Source organism: Polaribacter sp. (assembly GCF_039939415.1).
In the GTDB taxonomy this organism is placed as follows: Bacteria; Bacteroidota; Bacteroidia; order Flavobacteriales; family Flavobacteriaceae; genus Polaribacter.
Genome location: NZ_JBDVJE010000060.1, coordinates 1 through 20,635, shown reverse-complemented (window position 1 = coordinate 20,635; position 20,635 = coordinate 1). Strand labels below are relative to the sequence as shown.

The following is a 20,635-nucleotide window of genomic DNA, read 5'->3' as shown; positions in this document are numbered from 1 at the left end:
CAATATTCTTTTGTAATTTGCATTTAAGTTGCTCATTGTAAATGATTTGTAGTTATATCAATTTACTGATTTCCAGTAAAATGAGCAACTTTTTTATCCTAAATCATAATGCACAACGAGTTCTAAATATATCTTTATAGCTTCTTCACCTGATTGTAGGCCTGCTGTATTGGTATAAAAACCACTTACACATAATTAAAAGCATAGTCTTCTCTCTGCTTATCACTTACCGTCTGAAATTGATATTTTCATTGAGGTAAAAAGTGTCTCGTATATTTTCTCTAAAAAATTGATTAAAACGTTTAGTGTACTCGTTTTGTATTGATTTTCGTGCTTAGATATTTAATTTATATATAGTTCCTAGAGATAAAATTTAGTCTGTTATCCTTCTATTCAATGTTCTAATGCAACAAAGCGTTTTATTTTTTTGATATTACTAAGCTACGAATTTGAGTTCAATATCCATCATTTCTTTAGGTGTTTTATATCCAATAATTTTTCGAGGTCTATTGTTTGGTTTTTCTTGAATATTTTGGAGTTGTTTTAGGTTGATTTCATTAAAATTTGTTCCCTTAGGTAAATACCTTCTAATAAGTCCATTTGTATTTTCGTTAGTTCCTCTTTTCCACGAAGAATATGGATGAGCAAAATATATTTTCATTCCTGTTTTTTCGGTAATTTTTTCGTGTCTTGCCATTTCAATTCCGTTGTCATATGTCATTGATTTTTTATAAATGGGATTTAATTTGTTTAATATTTTAGAAAATTCATTGGCTACTTCATCTGCTTTTTTAGATTCTAATTTAATGATTAAAGTGAATCTTGTTTTACGTTCTACAATCATTCCAATGGCGTTTTTATGGTTCTTTCCAATGACTAAATCTCCTTCCCAGTGTCTAACTTCATTTCTAAGTTGAATATGTTTAGGTCTATTGTCAATACAGACTTGGTTTTCAATTTCACTTTCACCACCACATCTTTTTTTAGCTGTTCTGCGTCTTGTTCTTTTTTGTTAGTATCAAAGTTATGTTTTTTCGGGAAATAACCATTGAGATTTTCATTAGCGCCTCTTTGCCAACTATGATAAAGTTTTGCAAAATAGAAGTCAATATTAATAGCTTCAGCTATTTGTTTATGCTCCGTAAATTCTTTACCATTATCAGGTAATCGTATATATAAAAGACATCCAAGGCTCTAATAATTTAATTGTTTTTTGTTGTGCTACAGTTTTATTATTCAATCCCTGATTTTTTAAATGAGAAATCTCATATCTTTGTTCTAATGTTAATTGAGGCATCTTTTTAAGTTTTTAACGACATAAAAATAAAACCTTTTTTAGCAACCTATCACTTTTATGTTTTCAATCAAATTGTTGCGTTTATTACTTGAATCTAAGAATCTATAAAATTTAGTTGAATTTTTATTTAAATTATTAAAATAAGTCTTCCAATTTATGAAAATGTAAAAAATATTTTAGTAGCTTTATATTTGTAATCATTATAAGGTTTTCTTAATGAAATTGATATATATTTGGTGAAATTTAACTTAAAAGCGGAGTGTTTCTTTCTAAATATTTTTTATGTACAATTCAGATAAAGACATTATTAAAGGATTAAAAGCAGATGATAAAAAAGCTTTAACCAAGTTGTATAATAATTACTGGAAACTTCTATATATATCTGCTTATAATTTATTAAAAGATAAAGAGGTTTGCGAAGAAATAATCCAAGACATATTTATTGATGTTTGGAATAAACGAATAGATATCGAAATTAAAGTCTCTTTAAAGAGCTATTTATACGCTTGTGTTAGATATAAAGTATTTGCAGAATTTAGAAAGAATAAAGTCATTCGAATTGAGTTGTTGGAAGAGTTTGATAAGCGTATGCTATATGAGACGCCTGAAACAAGAATGATGCATAAGGAGCTAAAACAACATGTTAACCTTATTGTCGAAACCTTACCTGATAAGTGTAAACGTGTATATAAACTTAGTAGAAACGAACAGTTGAGTCATAAAGAAATAGCTGGTCAATTAGGTATTTCTATTAAAACTGTAGAAAATCATATTACAAAAGCGCTTCGTGTATTACGAACATCTTTAGGTCCAGCCTTGTTTGTAGTTCTTTTTTTAGATTTTTAAACTGTTCTTTCATAACTCCATATACTTCGACTTTGTGTTGAATACTTTACAACAGTCTTATCGCTACCTAATTACTTTAATATTCTTTTCTTAAGAGTTTAAAAAAAAATGACTCTCACTTCACAGCAACGTTTAAATTATAAAAGCCCTGTTTTTTTGGGATTAACGATAAATCTATCTAATATTAGAATCTTAAATATAAAATAATGGCTTTTTTTTTAGGGGGTAAATGTCTTTTTAGATACTTACCTAATATAGGCTTAATACATTAATAATTTTATGAATAACAATCAAAATAGTAGTCAAGATTTTCAAAATCTTGTTGAGAAATATCTTGATGGGAAAATCACTCTTGACGAAGCTAAGAAACTTGTGAACTATTATGAGAGTTTTCAAGAGTCCCAAGAATGGTCTAATGAATTGGGATCAGAAAATAAGATAAAAAATGAAATACTTATTAATATTTTAGAGTCTATTCAAGACAAGCAACCTGCTAAAGTTATCCCATTTTATAAGAGTACTTTTTTTAAATATGCTGTAGCAGCTAGTTTAGTGTTGTTTTTGGGCTTGGGGTATGTGTTTAATAGTCAGGGTGTAGGTGATATAGAGAGTGGTGTAGTTTCAAATTTAATTAAAATAGGAAGTGATAAAGCTACACTTACTTTGGAAGATGGTACCAATATTGAGCTCGACAAAGATAAAAGCTTTAAATCGGATAAAATTACAAGTAACGGTAAGGTTTTAAAGTATAATAATTCTGATGAAAAAGAAGAGGAGTTAGTATATAATTATTTAACTATTCCAAGAGGAGGGCAGTTTTTTGTTGAGCTATCTGATGGGACTAAAGTTTGGTTGAATTCAGATTCTAAACTAAAATACCCGGTAAACTTTATAGAAGGGAGATCTAGAGAAGTTGAATTGGTTTATGGTGAAGCGTATTTCGACGTTTCAAAAAGTATTAATCATAATGGCGATGGCTTTGTTTTAAAAACTATAGAACAAAATATACAAGTCTTAGGAACTGTTTTTAATGTTAAGGCGTATCGAGATGACAAAGAGATACTTACAACTCTTGTTGAAGGGAGTGTTAAAGTGAGTAACGGTGTAAATAGTACTATGCTAAAACCCGGAGAGCAATCTAAACTGTGTCAAACAGATAATGATATCGATATAACTAGAGTAGAAGTAGAAGATGTAGTCTCTTGGAGAATAGGAGAATTTAGCTTCACTAATATGTCGTTAGAGGAGATAATAAAAGTCTTATCACGCTGGTATGATATTGATATTGTAATCTCCAATGAGAGTATTAAGAAAATAGGATTTACAGGAATTATAAGTAAGCAACAGTCTGTAGAATATATACTCGATATTATAAAAAATACAATTGATATGAATTATGAAATTAAAGAAAACAAAATTATAATAGAATAAAAATAAAGGGATAAAACTGAACTTCTCACGGCTAGTAATATCCCCTTGAATGATTGATTGATTATTTAACCAATAAGTAAATTTATGAAAAAAAAAATAACTAACCCACTTCTCATTATTAAAAGAAGGTTTTTAATACTCATTATGAAAATATTTATTTTTCTTTTTTCGTTGTCTATCCTTAGCTTATCACCTAAAGAAGGATTCTCCCAAAATGCCGAAATTGAAATTAAGACTAGTCAATTAGTATCAGTTAACGAGGTTTTTAAAATGATTAAAAATCAGACAGATTACAGATTTATCTATAGAGCTGATTTGTTTGATAATTACCCAAAATTAAATTTAAAAAAAGGAATAATTAAAGTTAATCATCTTTTAGATTTAAGCTTATCTAAAGGAGATTTTGTTTATGATTTTTCAAAAGATAATACAATAATTATTAAAAATAAGGAGCCCAACAGCAGCAAGCCTAGCGATAATAATACTGCGGTACAAGAAACCATAAGAGGTAGTGTTGTAGATGAAAATGGACTTCCGATTCCAGGAGTTGGAGTGCTTGTAAAAAACACTAAAAGAGGTGTGTTTACTGATATAGATGGGGTGTTCTCGATTAATATCTCAAATAAAGATGAGAGTACTGCTTTAGTTTTTATGTATATGGGATTCAAGAAAACTGAAGTAGTTATTGGGAATCAGGAATTTATTAAGGTTACAATGGTTCCAAGCCATAATGCTTTAGATGAGGTTGTAGTTATTGGGTATGGTACGCAATCAATAAAAGATGCAACGGGTTCTATTTCTAGTGTATCTGCTAAAGAAATTGAAGAATCCCCAATGGTAGCGACTGTAGAGAGTTTACTTCAAGGAAAAGCTTCAGGAGTAAATGTACAAATAGCATCGGCTTCTCCAACTTCGCCGGTAAGTGTAATTATTCGTGGACAATCATCGTTATCTGGAGATAACCAACCTTTATGGGTAATAGATGGTGTACCTCAATATGCAGATACTAGTAGTGGTGGGGTTAACAATCCTTTAAGTAATTTAAACCTAGACGATATTAAAAGTATTGATATCTTAAAAGATGCTTCTGCAACTGCTGTTTATGGGTCAAGAGCAGCCAACGGTGTGGTAATGATTACTACTAAAAAAGGGAAGGTTAATCAGAAACCTATCATTGAATTTTCTACTCGTGTAGGGCTTACAATGATGGATTTTAATAATTATAAATATTTTGAAGTAGATGATTATAAGTTTTTTATGGAAGCTGCAGCTAGGGAGTCAATTCTTAATAATGGCTTTAATGATTATAATGCTGCGGTAATAGATAAAGATGCCTTTATAAATTTGAATACAAGTCAATATGATGCTTCGTCTTTTCAACTTTTACCTGGTGCTTTTTATGATAATGATATCAAATGGCAAGATGAAATGACGCAAAACCCTATTGTTATGCAGTATAACGTTTCTATACGTGGAGGGTCAAGCGAAAGCACCCATTTTATATCATTTAATTATAAAGGTGGAGATGGGATAATGAAAGGTGGTGATAGTGAGACTTTTGGTGGTCGTCTTAATTTTGATACAAAAGTTAGTAAAAACCTTAAGTTTGGTTTAAACTTAAATGCGAGTTCACGTACCGCTAATGATAAGGATTCTGCGATTGGGCTTATGGGGCGTGTGCGTCCTGATCTTCCTAAATATAATCCAGATGGAACTATTTTTACTGCAGACCTTTATACAGAAAACCCCCTTACTACTTTAAAAAATACGAATTCTGGAAAAGGAGTACTATTTAGTGGTACCGCTTATCTTAATTATAGCATACTAGAAGGCTTAGATTTAAGAGGGGCTTTTACAAATAATTACTCGGATACAGAAACATTAAACTATCAGATAGAAGGTACTAGTAATAACAATCCTTATAATCTTAGAAATTGGTATAATTATAAATCAAATTTTAATGTTTTAGAAGGTACGTTGTCTTATAAAAAAGTATTCAACGAGAAACATGATATTAATGTTTTAGTAGGATATACCTCTGAAAGTAGCAAAAGAGATAGTAAGTCTATAAGTGGTCAGAAATTTCCTGATGACGATGTGCTTAATAACTTCACATCTGCCGCAGAGATCACTTCTGTAACAGAAGACTCTACTGAAAACGCGTTGATTTCCCAATTTGCACGTCTACATTATAAATTTGATGATCGTTATATTGTTTCAGGAACGGTTCGTAGAGATGGTTCATCTCGTTTTGGACCAGATTCACGTATTGGTATTTTTCCTTCTGGAGCTGCAGCATGGGTTGTTTCTGAAGAAAAATTCATGAAATCGCCTGAGGTTAAGAAATTTGTGTCTTTCTTAAAATTAAGAACGTCTTTTGGATTAACAGGTTCTCAAAATCTTGGAAACTTCGATTGGATAACATTAGCAGGGTCTTCAATTTATGATGATAGTCCTGCTATACTTCCTACAACAATTGGAAATCCAGATTTACAGTGGGAAGAGACACAAATGTTAGATATAGGTTTAGATTTCAGACTACTTGATTATCGTATATCAGGAAGCGTTGGCGTATATGAAAAGATTAGTGATGAGTTATTTTACGATCAGCCTTTAGCTTCGAGTTCTTCATTTTCAACAATTAAATCAAATGTTGCGAAAATAAGCAATCGTGGATTAGAATTTGATATTAGATACAATATCATTCAGTCAAAAGATAGTAGATTGACTTTTAATTTTAACTGGTCTAAAAATGTAACTAAAGTATTAAAAATTAATGGAGATCTTGATGAAATATTTTTTCCTGGAAGTTGGGGACCATACGTTAGGTTGACAGAAGGAGGAGAAACTGGTCAATGGTACGGATTAGAAACTTCTGGAAGATTTTATGTAAATGCAGAAGATGTGTACGCTCAAAGAGGCAACTCTAGTGAAACTGGTCAAACTACTTATTTAAGTTTAGCAGCAGAAGGTGTGGGAGATCTTATGTTTATGGATCAAGATGGTGATGGCATAATAACAGATGATGACCGCGTAAATATAGGAAGTTCAACGCCTTTAGGTTATGGAGGTTTTGGTCTTACTTACGAATACAAAGGTTTTAATTTGAATGCTAATTTTACTTATGCCTACGGTCATAAAAGGTTTTGGAATGTAACCTATACAGATATTGCTAATACCCGTCACTATAACCAAAGTAATTTAATAGCAGGAGAAAGTTCAGTCTTAAACAGCCCATATGATGCACTTTTCCCAAGAATGGGACCAGGAATGGCACAAAATGCTAGATTTTCTGATTTCTTTTTATACGATGCCTCGTATATACGTCTTAATGCGTTAAATATGAGTTACAATATTCCTAAAAGTGTATTTGCAGAAACTATAATTAAAGGAGTTCAACTTACTTTTCAAGCCTCTAATTTATTTACAATTACTAATTATCCAGGATTTGACCCTCAAGGGAACTTTTCTTCTTCAAGACTTGGTTCTGGAATGTCAATAGATTCTAGTAGGTATCCTGCTGCTAAAATTTTCAGTCTTGGAACTGTTATTCAACTTCAATAAAATTATTACTTATGAAAAAAATATTTTATATATTATTACTTAGTCTAAGTTTTGGACTCATATCATGTGAAAACAGTTTAGATATAACACCTTCTTATGTTTTAAATGAAAAGAGCGCAGTAACTAATGATGTTCAAGCACGAGCTGTTGTTAATGGTGTTTATAAAACGATGGTAGAGTCAGATCATTTTTCTGGAAGGTTATATTCATCGCTTGCTTCCAAATCAGGGTTTGTAAGATGGTCTGATGGAGATTACAATATGGCTTACTCGGAGTTTAATGAAACAACCACCAACATAACAGGCAGATGGTTAGATTATTACACAACCTTAAACGCTGCAAATTTTGCTGTTGCTAATATTGATAACTTAACTGAATCTCAAATAGACCTCGATAATAAAAGTACTTTACTTGCCGAAGCTAAATGTTTAAGAGCATTTGCAAATATGAACCTGTTTTGGAATTATGGTCATTGGTGGGATACTGATGATACAAACCCTAATGGTATTTTATATCGTGATCAACCAATCACCCTGGGAACTGTTGACGGAGCAAGGTTAACCGTAGGAGAAAGCTATCAAAAAATATTTGATGATCTTAATTACGCGATTGAAAATTTACCAAGTTTTACAAGCAATAGATATGTTTCTAAAGAATTCGCAAAAGTTTTAAAGGCTAAAATATTGCTTTATAGAAACGGATTTAATGATGGTTCAAGTAATCTTACTGAGGCACTAGCTCTGGTAAACGATGTTTTAGACAATGCCGTTTCTGGTTTTTCAATGCAGCCTGATTTAGCAAATGTGTATGAAGATTCATGGGATTCTCAAGAAAATCTATTTTCTAGTTATATATCGGATGATGCGGATAGGATTAATAACATTAGTTATTTTTATTCATTCTCATTAATTATGAGTTATTCAAGGCGTTTACCCCTTCTGTATGGGCAAGAAATGGATGCTGGTCTTACTGCGGGCTACGACTGGTTTTCTGAAGACCCACGATGGGATATCGTGACAGGTACGGCACGTGCACCTATTTCATGGGACATTACCGAACGATTTACCTTTACTAAAGTGGCTAGAAAGGGGCAACTTGGAGGTCTAGAAGCTAGTCCTGTAGATTTAAAATTCAATACCTATTTCTTTAGATATCCAGAGTTATATATTTTAAAAGCAGAGTTATTAGCAAGAACAGGTGCGTCTATTACAGATGCAATTGCCCCGATTAACTTAATGCGTTCAAAAAGAACAAATCCTATTTTACCAAGTTTAAATCCTCAAAATCAGCAGGAATTAAAGGATATGATTTTTAAAGAGTATTTCTTGGAAACGTTCTTAGAAAATGGAAGTGAATTCTTTGCTTCTTTAAGATTTAAAGATGCTTCTGGTTTACTTTGGATTGAAAGTTTGAAAAGTGGCATACAGTTCGATCTTAATCACTTATGCTACCCTATTCCTAATAGTGAAATGCAATATAATAAATCGATGGTACAAAATCCTGGATTAGAATAACTTAATAAAAAAAAACAGTATGAAATTTTTCCCAAAATATATAATTGCTATAATTACTTTAGTATTATTAAGTAGTTGTGAAGAGGATATAGTAGAACTCCGTGTACCCTATCCAAATGACATAACTTTTAGTGATTTAGAATTAGGTAGGTTTACTTTTAAAACTTACGAGGCTCCTTTTAAAGCTGGCGATGTTGCATCGGGTATTATTACCGCTAATGCGGCTGCAGGAGGTGTTAATACTCATGTTGGGTTCGCATTATCTAATCAGAATTCCCGTTCATACCCTTGGTATACAAGTCCAAAATTTGCACCCAAAAATCTTTCTGAATCCCAAAAACAACAAGTTATAGACTCTTCGGCTTATAGTGTTTACACTTTAGGCGTTAATAGAACAGAAAATTTTCTAGTAGGAAATACAGCAGGAGATAATGCTTATTTTACCTTGGAGAAACCAGGTGTTGTAGAGCATGTATTAGTTGCAAACACGAGTTACAACTATCTTCTAACGCAATTTGGATCTGTGTACTCTAAAACTTTAGATACATCAACACAATCTTATAAACTTGATGGTGCCGAGGTTCAAAATCCAAATATTCTTAATAACAACATTTCGCAATATGCCACTTTTAGACTTCCTTCTTTTAATGATGTTGAAGCTTTAAGAATGACTGGGGCTGTAACAATGGAAAGACGTCGAATTGGGGAAATTGCTCGAGCAGCTGTTTTAGATGCGGGTGGCACAGTAGATGAAGGAAAAGTAGCTTATCTAGCTGCTTATAACGCTTATAATACCGGATTTGTGACCTTAACAATTGAAGGCTACTTAAATGGAAGCAAAACAGGTGACGTAGATGAATATTTATGCTTAAAGCCTGGTGTAGATCCAGAGAACCCTGAATATAATTTTACATTAAACGATTGGAGAAAAGTAGATTTAACGCCTTTGGGGCAAGTAGATAAAGTATTATTCAAAATGTCTTCTTCGTATGTTGACGAACAAGGTAATATGATATATCCAACTTTATTTTGTTTAGATGGAATTCGACTATCAAAATAATAATTTTTAATAAAACGAAGGTAATTAATTTTGCCATTTTATAATTCTCACTCTTAAATTTCTAAAATGAATAAAGGCATTTCACTATTATTTTTTATGTTATTCATAACATCTATTATAGCTCAAAAACAGACTGCAGTAAATAATAATAATAATAATAATAATAATAAAGATTATATATTATTCTCTGGAAACATTCTAAATGCACCTTCCAAAAAATTTACACTTCGTGATGGTGATGGGAAGTCAATTACTATTCAGTTAGATGAAAACGGGTCTTTTTCAGATACGCTAACATCAGGTTCTAATCATTATATTTTGTACGATCCGAGCCGCAGGTTAGATTTTTATTTTGTTAATGGGGAAGAATATAATTTAAAAACCGATTTAAATAAATTTAAAAGTTCGGCAAAATTAACGGGAACAGATCTTGATGCCTCTAATTACATTATGACAAGATCGGCTAAATTTAAAGAAATAAGAGAGAGCAATGCTGACTTATACTCCTTAAATGAAAAAGATTTTAAAGCCAAACTAACAGAATTTAACAATAGTTATATTGCTTATTTAGAAAGTTTCCCTGGTATTCCTAATGATTTTGAAGAAGATGAACGTCAAGAATTTGAATATTTTCGTCTTTTATCGTTAGCTAAATATCAAAAATTACACCAATATTATACAAAGCAACCTGATTTTAAGGTTTCTGAAAATTTCCTTAATGATCTTAAAGATATTGATTATCAAGATGAAGAAATTTATAGATCTAATGGATATTATGACGATTTAGTGTCGGTACACTTTAATACTAAGGCAGAAAAATTAGCAGAAAAGGAAGGTGTAAATATATATTATGCCAAATTAAAAGAGTTTGGAACGATCTCTAACGACTATATTAAAAATAGATTATTAGCTTCAGTGGGTACTCGCGATATAGCTAATGTTGAGAACAAAAAGGAATATTATGACGCCTTTGTCATGGTTTCTACTTCACCAAAGAATAACGAAAAGGTTAAAGCTAAATATGAAAATTTACAACTCCTTGAAAAAGGAAAGCCTTCACCAGTCTTCACAAATTATACCAACCATGCAGGAGGCAAAACTTCTTTAAGTGACTTTAAAGGAAAGTATGTATACATTGATGTATGGGCAACTTGGTGTGCACCTTGTATAGCACAAGTACCTTCATTAAAAAAAGTTGAAAAACAATATCATGGTAAGGACATTGCTTTTGTTAGTATTTCTGTCGATAATGATAGAAAATATAAAGCTTGGAAAAAAATGGTTGTAGACGAAGATTTATCAGGAGTTCAGTTGTTTGCAGACAAAAGCTTCAATAGTGATTTTATTGTTGATTATAAAATTAATATCATACCACGTTTTATTTTATTAGGGCCAGATGGTACTATAGTTGATAGTAATGCACCAAGACCATCAGATCCTAAATTAATTACTTTATTTAATGAACTTAATATATAATCTTTAATGCTATTGAATGGAACTTTTTAATTACATGTTATTAGATAGAATCTAAGTTTTTTAAATTAGTAATTGATAAATTGAAAATTCGAAAAGATAATATTTGTTTTGTAATCTTATCATTTAAACGAACAATTTAAAAGTGTAAATACTATTAAATTTAAACAGTATTATAAGAAAAAGTAAATTTATTTTGGGGGGTATTAGTTCAAATTGACACTTAGTTAATATATACGAGACAAAAGAACGTTTAAAATTAATTTTTTAACAATTAAATTATTAAATATATGAAGCATTTTTACAAAAACTATTTATTATTAGTTATTACTTTAACACTAACGGGCTTAACTTACGCGCAAAATTCAGCAGAATTTACAGACAATCGTAATGGAACACTAGGAGATGTACCATTCAAAATTGAGTTCACTGAAAAGTCGAATTCTACTTATGAAAGCCAAATAATCAATCAGGATCTTGATATTTATTATTTTAGAGCAGCACGTTTGAGTTCTGCACAACCTGTTTTTAATTATCCATATGAAGTTACAAGTAATTTGTCTATTACTTTTGAGAAACCGATTGAAAATTTAAAATTATACCTAGCAGGTGCTAGACCTGGAGATATTCTTTTCAATCATCCATTTGGCTTTGCAGAAGGTGTTCATAACGTAACAGCTACAGGTGAAACACAAATACAAATTAAATACCCTGGTTATGCCATTATAGAGTTTACAGAACCTGTTACAACCTTAACTTTTACACCACTTTCTGTACCTGGTTCTGGTTATCAGTCAATAACGTTTACAGATGGAGATTCAGTATTAGGAATTGAGGATATGTATCCTACTGTAAGTAACATTAGAGTATATCCAAACCCTGCTTCTGATTTTATTCAAGTTTCAGGATTAGCTACAACAGTAGATTACACTATCTACAGCGTTTTAGGTTCAGAAGTTGGTTCAGGGACAATTTTTAAAAATGAAAAAATACAAATATCGAATTTAATAAACGGAATTTACTTTTTGAAATTGGCAAATGGAAACATGCTGAAATTTATTAAGAAGTAAATTAAATCAATTTTTTAAAGATGTTATAAAAATTGCAGTTATGGACAAGTTTTAGTTCTTAACTGCTATTTTTAGCTAAATGCTGTTGGAACATACGTTTTTATTTATTCAGACATGAAGTATAATAAATGACACACTCCAATATAATTCGAACTTATTTGTGAAACTTGTTTCATATTGTAGAGTACTGTTACCCAATAATCACATTACATCTTTTTCAAATTTTGCATAGTTTTTTTTTAGTCTGTATTTTATAATTGTTGTTCGGACTAATTAATACCTTACGATAACAATTTAGGATGCAAGTTTTAATAACAGGCTCCTTTATTAACATAAAACAATTAATTAATAAATAACTTTAATGATGATAAAATTACTAAAAAATTTAATGTTCATTATTTTAATCACTCACACTGCTCTGAGTTTTGGTCAAGCTAGTTTCGAGTTCATAAATATGCCAACACAAATTCATCCTGATGGGACTTTAATTCCAAGTGATCCCTTTGTTTTTGTTGTGCGAAATGTACCTCAAGAACAGAGTAATGTGGTTACTTTACGTTTTTATCCTTATCCTGACGGTGTTGATATGAATGCATATAGTCATGGTTGGGAGAGTGGTTCAGATAATATTAGTATGACTTTATCATCCCTTAATGATACTGATATAAATAATGGTTTTTTTAAAACAGAAACTGTAAATAATGAGGATGGTACATTTACAAAAACATACTCTGTATTTAATGTTAGTAAAGATATTACGCTCACAAGCACCGCTAAAAATGGTGGATTGGTAGACGGAGTAAGTTATGCCCCTGTCGTAAGAATAATTCAGGCTAACGGACAGATTCTTGATTCTACAGGAGAAATGGGTATAGGTAACAATCCATTGGAAGTGGATCAAGCCAGTTTAGACCGTAGCCCAGATTATCTTAAAACAAGTTTCGGATTTAGTTATTATCCCCCAGAAGAAAATGCGACAACAGGTGGTGGAGAACACCCTCATGTCACTGCTACAACTTTAATTGATTTATTTTCTGATGATGAATCAAGTAAACAAAATCAAATAATTTCATTCGAAAATCAGGTAATTAAAAAGTATTCTAACAACCCTCCTTTCACTATTTCAGCAACATCCACTTCAGGTTTAACAAATATAGATTATAGTGTTGTCTCAGGTCCTGCAACTATTAGTGGTAATAAAGTAACTTTAAATGGTTCTAGTGGAGGCCTAGTAATTATAAAAGCATTTCAATCAGGTGATTCAAATTACAATGCTTCAGAAAATTATATGCAGTTCCAAGTTATAGATTTAGGCGAATATACACCTGTTATTTCAACACGACTTACTAGTGATTATCCAATAGAGATGCCTTCTTTGTATGCATATCCAATATATTTAACAGCAGAGATTGATGAACCTAACTTAATACATATAGAAAATGTAGAAGTTAAAATTAACGACGAAGCTTTAGAGACCTTTGGGGACAAAGGGACCTATTATGTATTGTGGGAACCAGGTTCATACGGTTTACATAATGTAGTTATTACAGCGAATGCTAGTAATGGTCAAAGCACAACTATAACTAAAGAGATTGAAGTTACTAATGAAAATATAGCCTCTCAAAATGTATCAACAATGGATGAGGTTTTAATAGAATACGGTGTTACTGGACAATGGCATTATGGTACATATACCATGCCTCAACATGTAGGAAGCTATAACAAGATAATTGCAAACATGTTGGTGGAATGTCCCTCTAGTACGGGAGATTGTGACGATTGGGATCGATTAGCCTATATTGATGTTATGGGACCTGATGGGAATTGGATTCAAATTATTCGTTATGCGACTCCATTTGGTGTTGGCTGTAACCATTCTATTGATTTAACAGATTATGCAAGTCTTTTACAAGGTGAAGTTCAGCTTAGAATGTATATTGCTACTTTTGGTACAGGAGGTTGGCAGATATCTTTAGATTTAAGTTACGAAGAAGGAACTCCTGAATATTTATATTCAACAGTTGATGAATTATGGGATGGAGCTTGGGAATTTGGTGATCCCACAAACCTAGATCCTGTACCTACCAAAAATTATACATATGATTCTAATGTATTAAAATCTCACCTGCGTTTATCTACTACAGGTCATGGTTGGGGAGAAAATAACTCTCAAAATGCAGCAGAGTTTTATCAAGCTGTTCATTATATAGATATTGATGGTTCCGTAAATAGCCTTCATAGTGTGTGGAATATATGTTCCCCGAACCCAGATAATTGCATTGGACAGGTAGGCTCATGGGTATATAACAGATCTGGATGGTGTCCTGGAGCAATATCCCCACCACATATTGTAAATATGACTTCTAAGATAGCTAAAGGTAATGTTGATTTTGGTTACAGATTCGATCCTAGGTATGTAGATTATTGTCATCCTAATAATCCTGATTGTATTAGTGGAGTTACTTGTGCAAATTGTAACGATACGTTTATAGCAAGGTATGTTGTAGATGGTCAGCTTATCAACTTTAGTAATACACCCTTAATAGAAGGTACTCTAAATATTGAAGAAGTTAACAATACTGCTAATTATAAATTAATAGCACATCCAAATCCATCAAATGGTCTTTTTAAGATTTATACTTCAAGTACCTTTAGTAAATCTGTGGTGCATGTTATTTCTGTGTCTGGAGAAATTATAAAATCTTATTCTATTAACTCTAGTGAGCAATTAAACAACACTACCTTTAATTTATCAACTTTAGCAAAAGGACTCTATTTCGTAACTATTGAAAATAATTCAGGTAACGGTACTTTAAAACTTATTATTAATTAGATTACTAAAAATTTGTTGCAAATCGAAATGTTTTTTCAGTTAAACTAACGAGCTATCTAATTAATATGCTGGTTTTTTAAAAACTATTAAAAGAATATACAACAAGTGATTTAAAATGGTTTTTCCTAATATATTGAATCATTCTTTTTGAATTAGTTATTCCTTACAGTATAAAAGGATAACCAAAAGGGTTATTTAATTAAATAACCCTTTTTAACTTAAACCTACAATTCATGAAATTTTTTCTTTCATTTCTCATACTCTTTACCACTTGTTCAATAGCAACAGGTCAATCTTTAGATTTAAATCAACTTCTAGAAACAGATAAAAGCATAAAAAAGGGCGTGCTAGAAAACGGCATGACGTATTATATTAAACATACCAAGGTTGTAAAGGATGCAGCAAGTTATTACATTGTTCAAAATGTAGGTTCTGTTTTAGAAAATGACGACCAACAAGGTTTGGCCCATTTCTTAGAGCACATGGCTTTTAATGGCACGCAAACCTTTCCTGGAAAAGAAATGTTAAATACATTACAAGCTGAAGGCGCTGTTTTTGGTAAGGATATTAATGCGTATACCTCTTTCGATGAAACGGTGTATAACATGAATAATATTCCTACAAAGAAAAAACTTATAGATACCTGCTTAACTGTGTTAAGAGATTGGTCTAATTATTTGTTGTTGACAGATGAAGAAATAGATGCGGAACGTGGGGTGATTAAAGAAGAATGGAGAACACGACAAAATGGACAAATGCGTTTGTTTGAGGTATCACTTCCCATCACTTTTAATCACTCTAAGTATACTGATAGACTTCCGATTGGAAAAATGGATATTGTAGAAAATTTTGAATATAAAGCACTACGCGATTTTTATCATGATTGGTACCGAACAGATTTACAAGCAATCGCTATAATTGGTGATGTAGATGTAAATGAGATTGAACAAAAGATTATTGAAAAATTTTCTAAAATTCCAGCTATACAAAATCCGAAGGAACGATTTGTAATTGATATACCAGATAACTCCGAAATGTTATATAGTCTTGGTATGGATCCTGAAATATCTACTGCTAGTGTAAGCTATGGTATTCGACATAAAAAATCTCTAGAGCCAGAAACTGTTGCAGATTTAAAACGCGCTGTTTTAGAATCCATGTCTGTAGCTATGCTAAATTCCAGAATTTCTGAAAACAAACAAAAACCAGATGCTTCGTTTTTAGGAGCGGGGATAGGCTACAGAAATGTTTCTAGAACCTCAAATGCCTTTAGTGTAAATGTATCTCCAAAACCTAACAAGCAAAAAGAAGCATTTAAAGAAGTTTTAACAGAGGTTCAGCGCGCTGTAAATTTTGGCTATACAACGTCTGAAATAGAGAGGATCATTGTGAATTACAAATCATCTTTTGAAAATCAAATAGCAAAAAAAGAGAGTATAAGTCACAAAAGGATTATGAGTGGTATACAAAAGAACTATCTCGAAAATAAAACCATTACAGATATAGAGAAAGAATATGCCCTTTTTTTAGAAATATTTAATACGGTTACTCCTGAAGAGTTTCATAATACTATAAAAAGACTTTATGCAAAAAATAACAGATTTGTAAATGTTACTGGTGTAGAAGGTCAAGATAATATAACAAAAGATGACGCATTAAGTATTATTAAGACCTTAGATAACGATAAAACCATAAAACCTTATCAAGAAGCTTTGGCTAGAAAAACATTAGTATCTGGTATCAATTTTAAAACAGGTAAAATTACTAATACAACTGTAAATAAAGATTTAAATGCGACCACCTTTGTGTTAAGCAATAATATTAAAGTGCACTATAAATTTGTAGATAAAGAAAAAGACAAAGTAAGTTTAAGAGCATTGAGTTATGGTGGAACATCTTTGTTAGCTACAGAAGACTTACCTTCTGCCCAGTTTGTAAAGAGTGTCGTTCAAAAATCTGGATTAGTAGATTTTAATGCTGTAAATTTAAGAAAAGTTCTTGCTGGAAAAACGGCCAATGTAAGTATTGGCTTAAATGCTATCTCCGAAAGTCTTTCTGGAGGATCTAATACTAAAGATGTAGAAACCATGTTACAAATGGTTTACCTTTATTTTGTAAAACCACGTTTTGACAAATCTGCCTTTAAAGTACTTCAAAGTGGTTTAAATAACTATTTAATTAGAAAATCTAAAAGTGTTTCTAGTAAAATGCAAGATAGTCTTACCGTAGCAATTTATGGTGAAAATAACCCTAAAGCTAGACTTTTCGATAAAACTTACATTTCTGAAATTAAATTTGATAAAATTAAATCTATTTATGAATCGAGGTTTCATGACGCTTCAGATTTTGAATTCTTTATTGTTGGAGATTTAAAAGCAGAAGATCTAAAACCTTTATTAGAACAATATGTAGCCAGTATTCCTACATACAGTAGTAAAGAAGTATATAAAGATAACGGTGCTGAGTGGTTAGCTAGTAAAATTGATAAAGACATTTATTTAATGATGGCAGACCCAAAATCGACAGTAAATATTGCTTACAAAAAGGAAGTGCCATACGCAACAGATAATGCTATTTATGCCAATGCTTTGGGTGATATTTTACAACTAAGAGTAACGGAAAGTGTTCGTGAATCTGAAGGAGGAGCTTATAGTCCTAGAGCAAGTGCTTATCTATCTAGAGAACCTAAATCGGAATTAAATGTATCTTTTTCATTTGATTGTAATCCTGAGTTAGCCGACAAATTAGTAGATATTGTAAATGCTGAATTACAAAATATTGCAGATGGTATTATAAAAGAAGAAGATTTAAATAAAACCAGAACAAATTTTTTAAAGGAACGTTTACAATCAAAAGATAAGAATAGTTATGATATGAGTTTGTTAACTAATTTTTATAGATATAATTTAAATATAAATGATCCTAAAACCTTTGAGGACATAGTAAATAAAATGTCTGCTAAAGATATACAGAATATTGCAAATCAAGTATTAACAAAAGGGAAATCCTATCAAATAATTTTTAAACCTAAAAAATAAAAATGTATAAAATGAAAAATTTATTATTAGCTATTGTTTTATTTTCATCTAGTTTTATAAGTAGTCAAATTTTAGAACCAGTAAAATGGAGTACATCAGTAGAGAAAGTCTCAGATTCTGAGTATAAACTTATTGCTACGGCTACCATAAAAGATGGTTGGCATTTATATTCGCAAACGGTTCCAGAAGGAGGGCCAATAGCAACAAGTTTTTCGTTTGTAGGAAATTCAAATTATCTAAAAAAAGGAAATACATCAGAGGAAAAAGGACATACTATTAAGGATCCAATTTTTGATATGGAAATTACTTACTTCGGTAAAACTGCAAGTTTTGTACAGCGTATTAAAGTAAAAGGTGATACTCCGTTTAAAATTGAAGGGATTGTAGAATTTATGGTTTGCGACGATACAAGATGTTTGCCTCCTACCGAAGTAGATTTAGTATTCAACGTAAAATAATAGAAATAATATAATGAAGAAATTTTTATTAGTATTAGTAGCCTTAATAGGTTTATCAAGTATAGGATTTGCCCAAATGATAGATCCAGTAAAATGGACTACATCCGTAGAGAAATTATCCGATACAGAATATAATTTAATATCAAAAGCAGATATTCCTGCGGGATTCCATTTGTACTCACAAGAAGTAGCTTCTGGAGGGCCTATTCCTACATCATTTACATATGATGATAGTGATAGTAGTTTCTCTATGTTGGGTAATACAATTGAAGCAGAGGGTCATACAGTAAACGACCCTGTTTTTGAAATGACCATCACATACTTTGAAGGAACGACAACTTTTAAACAAAAAGTAAAGGTTAAACAAAATGTATCTACAATTAATGCTTTTGTTGAGTATATGATTTGTAACGATACAAATTGCTCTCCTCCGACAGAAGAAGAGCTAGTATTTAATATTACAAATGAAGCATCAACTCTGGTAGTAAAAGAAACCAAAGAATTATCAAAAGTTTCAGATATAGGAAGTGAAGAAGAGAAAAAAGGTGGTTTATTAGGTATCTTTTTTATTGCCTTTTTATCTGGATTTGCAGCTCTTTTAACACCTTGTGTGTTTCCTATGATTCCAATGACCGTGAGTTTTTTTACTAAACAAAGTAAAAATAAAGCTGTAGGAATTAAAAATGCTATTATTTATGGAATCTGTATTATTGTTATTTACTTATTATTAGGAACAGCAGTAACCGGAATTTTTGGTGCAGATGCCTTAAACGCTTTAGCAACAAATGTATGGTTTAATGTAATTTTCTTTATTCTACTTGTTGTTTTTGCGGTTTCTTTCTTAGGAGGTTTCGAAATTATGTTGCCAAATTCTTGGGCAAATAAAGTAGATTCTCAAGCAGATAGAGGAGGGTTAGTTGGTATCTTTTTTATGGCATTAGCTTTAGCTATTGTTTCGTTTTCTTGTACAGGACCTATCGTTGGTACTTTACTTGTAGAAGCTGCTTCTAAAGGAGGTATTGCTCCAATTGTTGGTATGTTAGGTTTTTCATCAGCTATTGCATTGCCATTTGCATTATTTGCTGCTTTTCCAGGATGGTTAAATTCTTTACCAAAATCTGGTGGATGGTTAAATACGGTAAAAGTAGTTCTAGGATTTTTAGAGTTGGCTTTAGCTTTTAAATTTTTATCACAAGCTGATTTGGTGATGCAAACACATCTTTTAGAACGAGAAGTATTTATAGCTATTTGGATTGCTATTTTTGGAACCTTAGCCTTTTATTTATTTGGTAAGATACAATTGCCACATGACTCTCCATTAAAAAGTATTTCTGTAGGACGTTTAAGTTTAGGACTTGTTGTTTTAACGTTTACAATCTATATGATACCAGGTCTTTGGGGTGCACCGTTAAATATTATTAGTGCTTTCCCACCGCCGCAAGATTATAGCGAATCGCCATATGGTGTTGGTTTTTCTAAATTAGGTTCTGGCGGAAGTGCTGATGCACATGCCAATTTACCTGAAGGAGCGCATTTATTAGCACCACACGATATTTTAGCTTTTGATGACTACAATACAGGTTTAGCCTATGCTAAAAAAGTAGGGAAACCCGTGATGCTAGATTTTACTGGTTGGGCTTGTGTAAATTGTAGAAAAATGGAACAAAATGTATGGCCTAAACCAGAGGTCTTAAACATTCTTAAAAATGATGTGGTTTTAATTTCTTTATATGTTGATGATAAACGTCCGTTAGCAGCAGGTGAAGTTGTAGAATCTCAACTAAAACCAGGTAAGAAATTAAAATATATTGGACAAAAGTGGAGTGAATTACAAACGATAAAATACAAAGCGAATTCTCAACCATTTTATGTTTTAATGGGGCATAAAGAGGAGAATATAATAGATCCTGTTGCTTATACTCCAGATGTAGAAGAGTATCATACTTGGTTAAAAACAGGAGTTTCTAAATTTAAGTAAATTTAATTTTTTTATTAAAAAATTACTTCTTAACTGTTTTTTGTCGAGCAATTTTATGATAAAGTTTAATTAA

At 31.3% G+C, this 20,635-nt stretch carries 11 protein-coding genes and 2 pseudogenes; 11 read left to right on the top strand and 2 right to left on the bottom strand.

All coding sequences use genetic code 11. The features are described 5' to 3' along the window. Window positions 1-436: 436 nt before the first annotated feature. Window positions 437-997, bottom strand: a pseudogene (locus ABJG40_RS10195) (IS30 family transposase); the annotation flags it as partial. 47 nt (window positions 998-1,044) lie between these two features. Beyond that, a pseudogene (locus tag ABJG40_RS10190) lies at window positions 1,045-1,183 on the bottom strand (IS30 family transposase); the annotation flags it as partial. 396 nt (window positions 1,184-1,579) lie between these two features. On the opposite strand from ABJG40_RS10190, the gene ABJG40_RS10185 reads away from it, so the two are divergent. The 11 genes from ABJG40_RS10185 to ABJG40_RS10135 all read left to right on the top strand — a co-directional run bounded on the left by ABJG40_RS10185 (window position 1,580) and on the right by ABJG40_RS10135 (window position 20,562). Further along, a complete protein-coding gene (locus ABJG40_RS10185; protein ID WP_348024471.1) occupies window positions 1,580-2,143 on the top strand; it encodes an RNA polymerase sigma-70 factor in 564 nt (187 codons plus the stop codon). A 279-nt stretch (window positions 2,144-2,422) separates the two neighbouring features. Beyond that, entirely contained in the window at window positions 2,423-3,574 is a 1,152-nt protein-coding gene (locus ABJG40_RS10180) for a FecR domain-containing protein (protein WP_348024470.1), read from the top strand. Window positions 3,575-3,844: 270 nt separating this feature from the next. Further along, complete coding sequence (locus tag ABJG40_RS10175; protein ID WP_348024469.1) at window positions 3,845-7,138, top strand: SusC/RagA family TonB-linked outer membrane protein; 3,294 nt, start codon at window positions 3,845-3,847, stop codon at window positions 7,136-7,138. An 11-nt stretch (window positions 7,139-7,149) separates the two neighbouring features. Further along, window positions 7,150-8,652 carry a RagB/SusD family nutrient uptake outer membrane protein gene (locus tag ABJG40_RS10170; protein WP_348024468.1) on the top strand — a complete coding sequence of 501 codons (1,503 nt, stop codon included), beginning with the start codon at window positions 7,150-7,152 and terminating at the stop codon, window positions 8,650-8,652. A gap of 19 nt (window positions 8,653-8,671) precedes the next feature. Further along, complete coding sequence (locus ABJG40_RS10165) at window positions 8,672-9,712, top strand: DUF4465 domain-containing protein (RefSeq protein ID WP_348024467.1); 1,041 nt, start codon at window positions 8,672-8,674, stop codon at window positions 9,710-9,712. 66 nt (window positions 9,713-9,778) lie between these two features. Then, on the top strand, window positions 9,779-11,188 hold the full coding sequence (locus ABJG40_RS10160; protein WP_348024466.1) for a TlpA disulfide reductase family protein: 1,410 nt from the start codon (window positions 9,779-9,781) through the stop codon (window positions 11,186-11,188). A 287-nt stretch (window positions 11,189-11,475) separates the two neighbouring features. Next, on the top strand, window positions 11,476-12,255 hold the full coding sequence (locus tag ABJG40_RS10155; RefSeq protein WP_348024465.1) for a T9SS type A sorting domain-containing protein: 780 nt from the start codon (window positions 11,476-11,478) through the stop codon (window positions 12,253-12,255). A 454-nt stretch (window positions 12,256-12,709) separates the two neighbouring features. After that, window positions 12,710-15,088, top strand: a complete 2,379-nt coding sequence (locus ABJG40_RS10150) for a T9SS type A sorting domain-containing protein (RefSeq protein WP_348024464.1) — start codon at window positions 12,710-12,712, stop codon at window positions 15,086-15,088. A 233-nt stretch (window positions 15,089-15,321) separates the two neighbouring features. Further along, window positions 15,322-18,126 carry an insulinase family protein gene (locus tag ABJG40_RS10145; protein ID WP_348024463.1) on the top strand — a complete coding sequence of 935 codons (2,805 nt, stop codon included), beginning with the start codon at window positions 15,322-15,324 and terminating at the stop codon, window positions 18,124-18,126. Between the two features lie 11 nt (window positions 18,127-18,137). After that, a complete protein-coding gene (locus ABJG40_RS10140; protein ID WP_348024462.1) occupies window positions 18,138-18,584 on the top strand; it encodes a protein-disulfide reductase DsbD domain-containing protein in 447 nt (148 codons plus the stop codon). Window positions 18,585-18,597: 13 nt separating this feature from the next. Then, window positions 18,598-20,562 carry a cytochrome c biogenesis protein CcdA gene (locus ABJG40_RS10135; protein ID WP_348024461.1) on the top strand — a complete coding sequence of 655 codons (1,965 nt, stop codon included), beginning with the start codon at window positions 18,598-18,600 and terminating at the stop codon, window positions 20,560-20,562. Window positions 20,563-20,635: the final 73 nt, after the last annotated feature.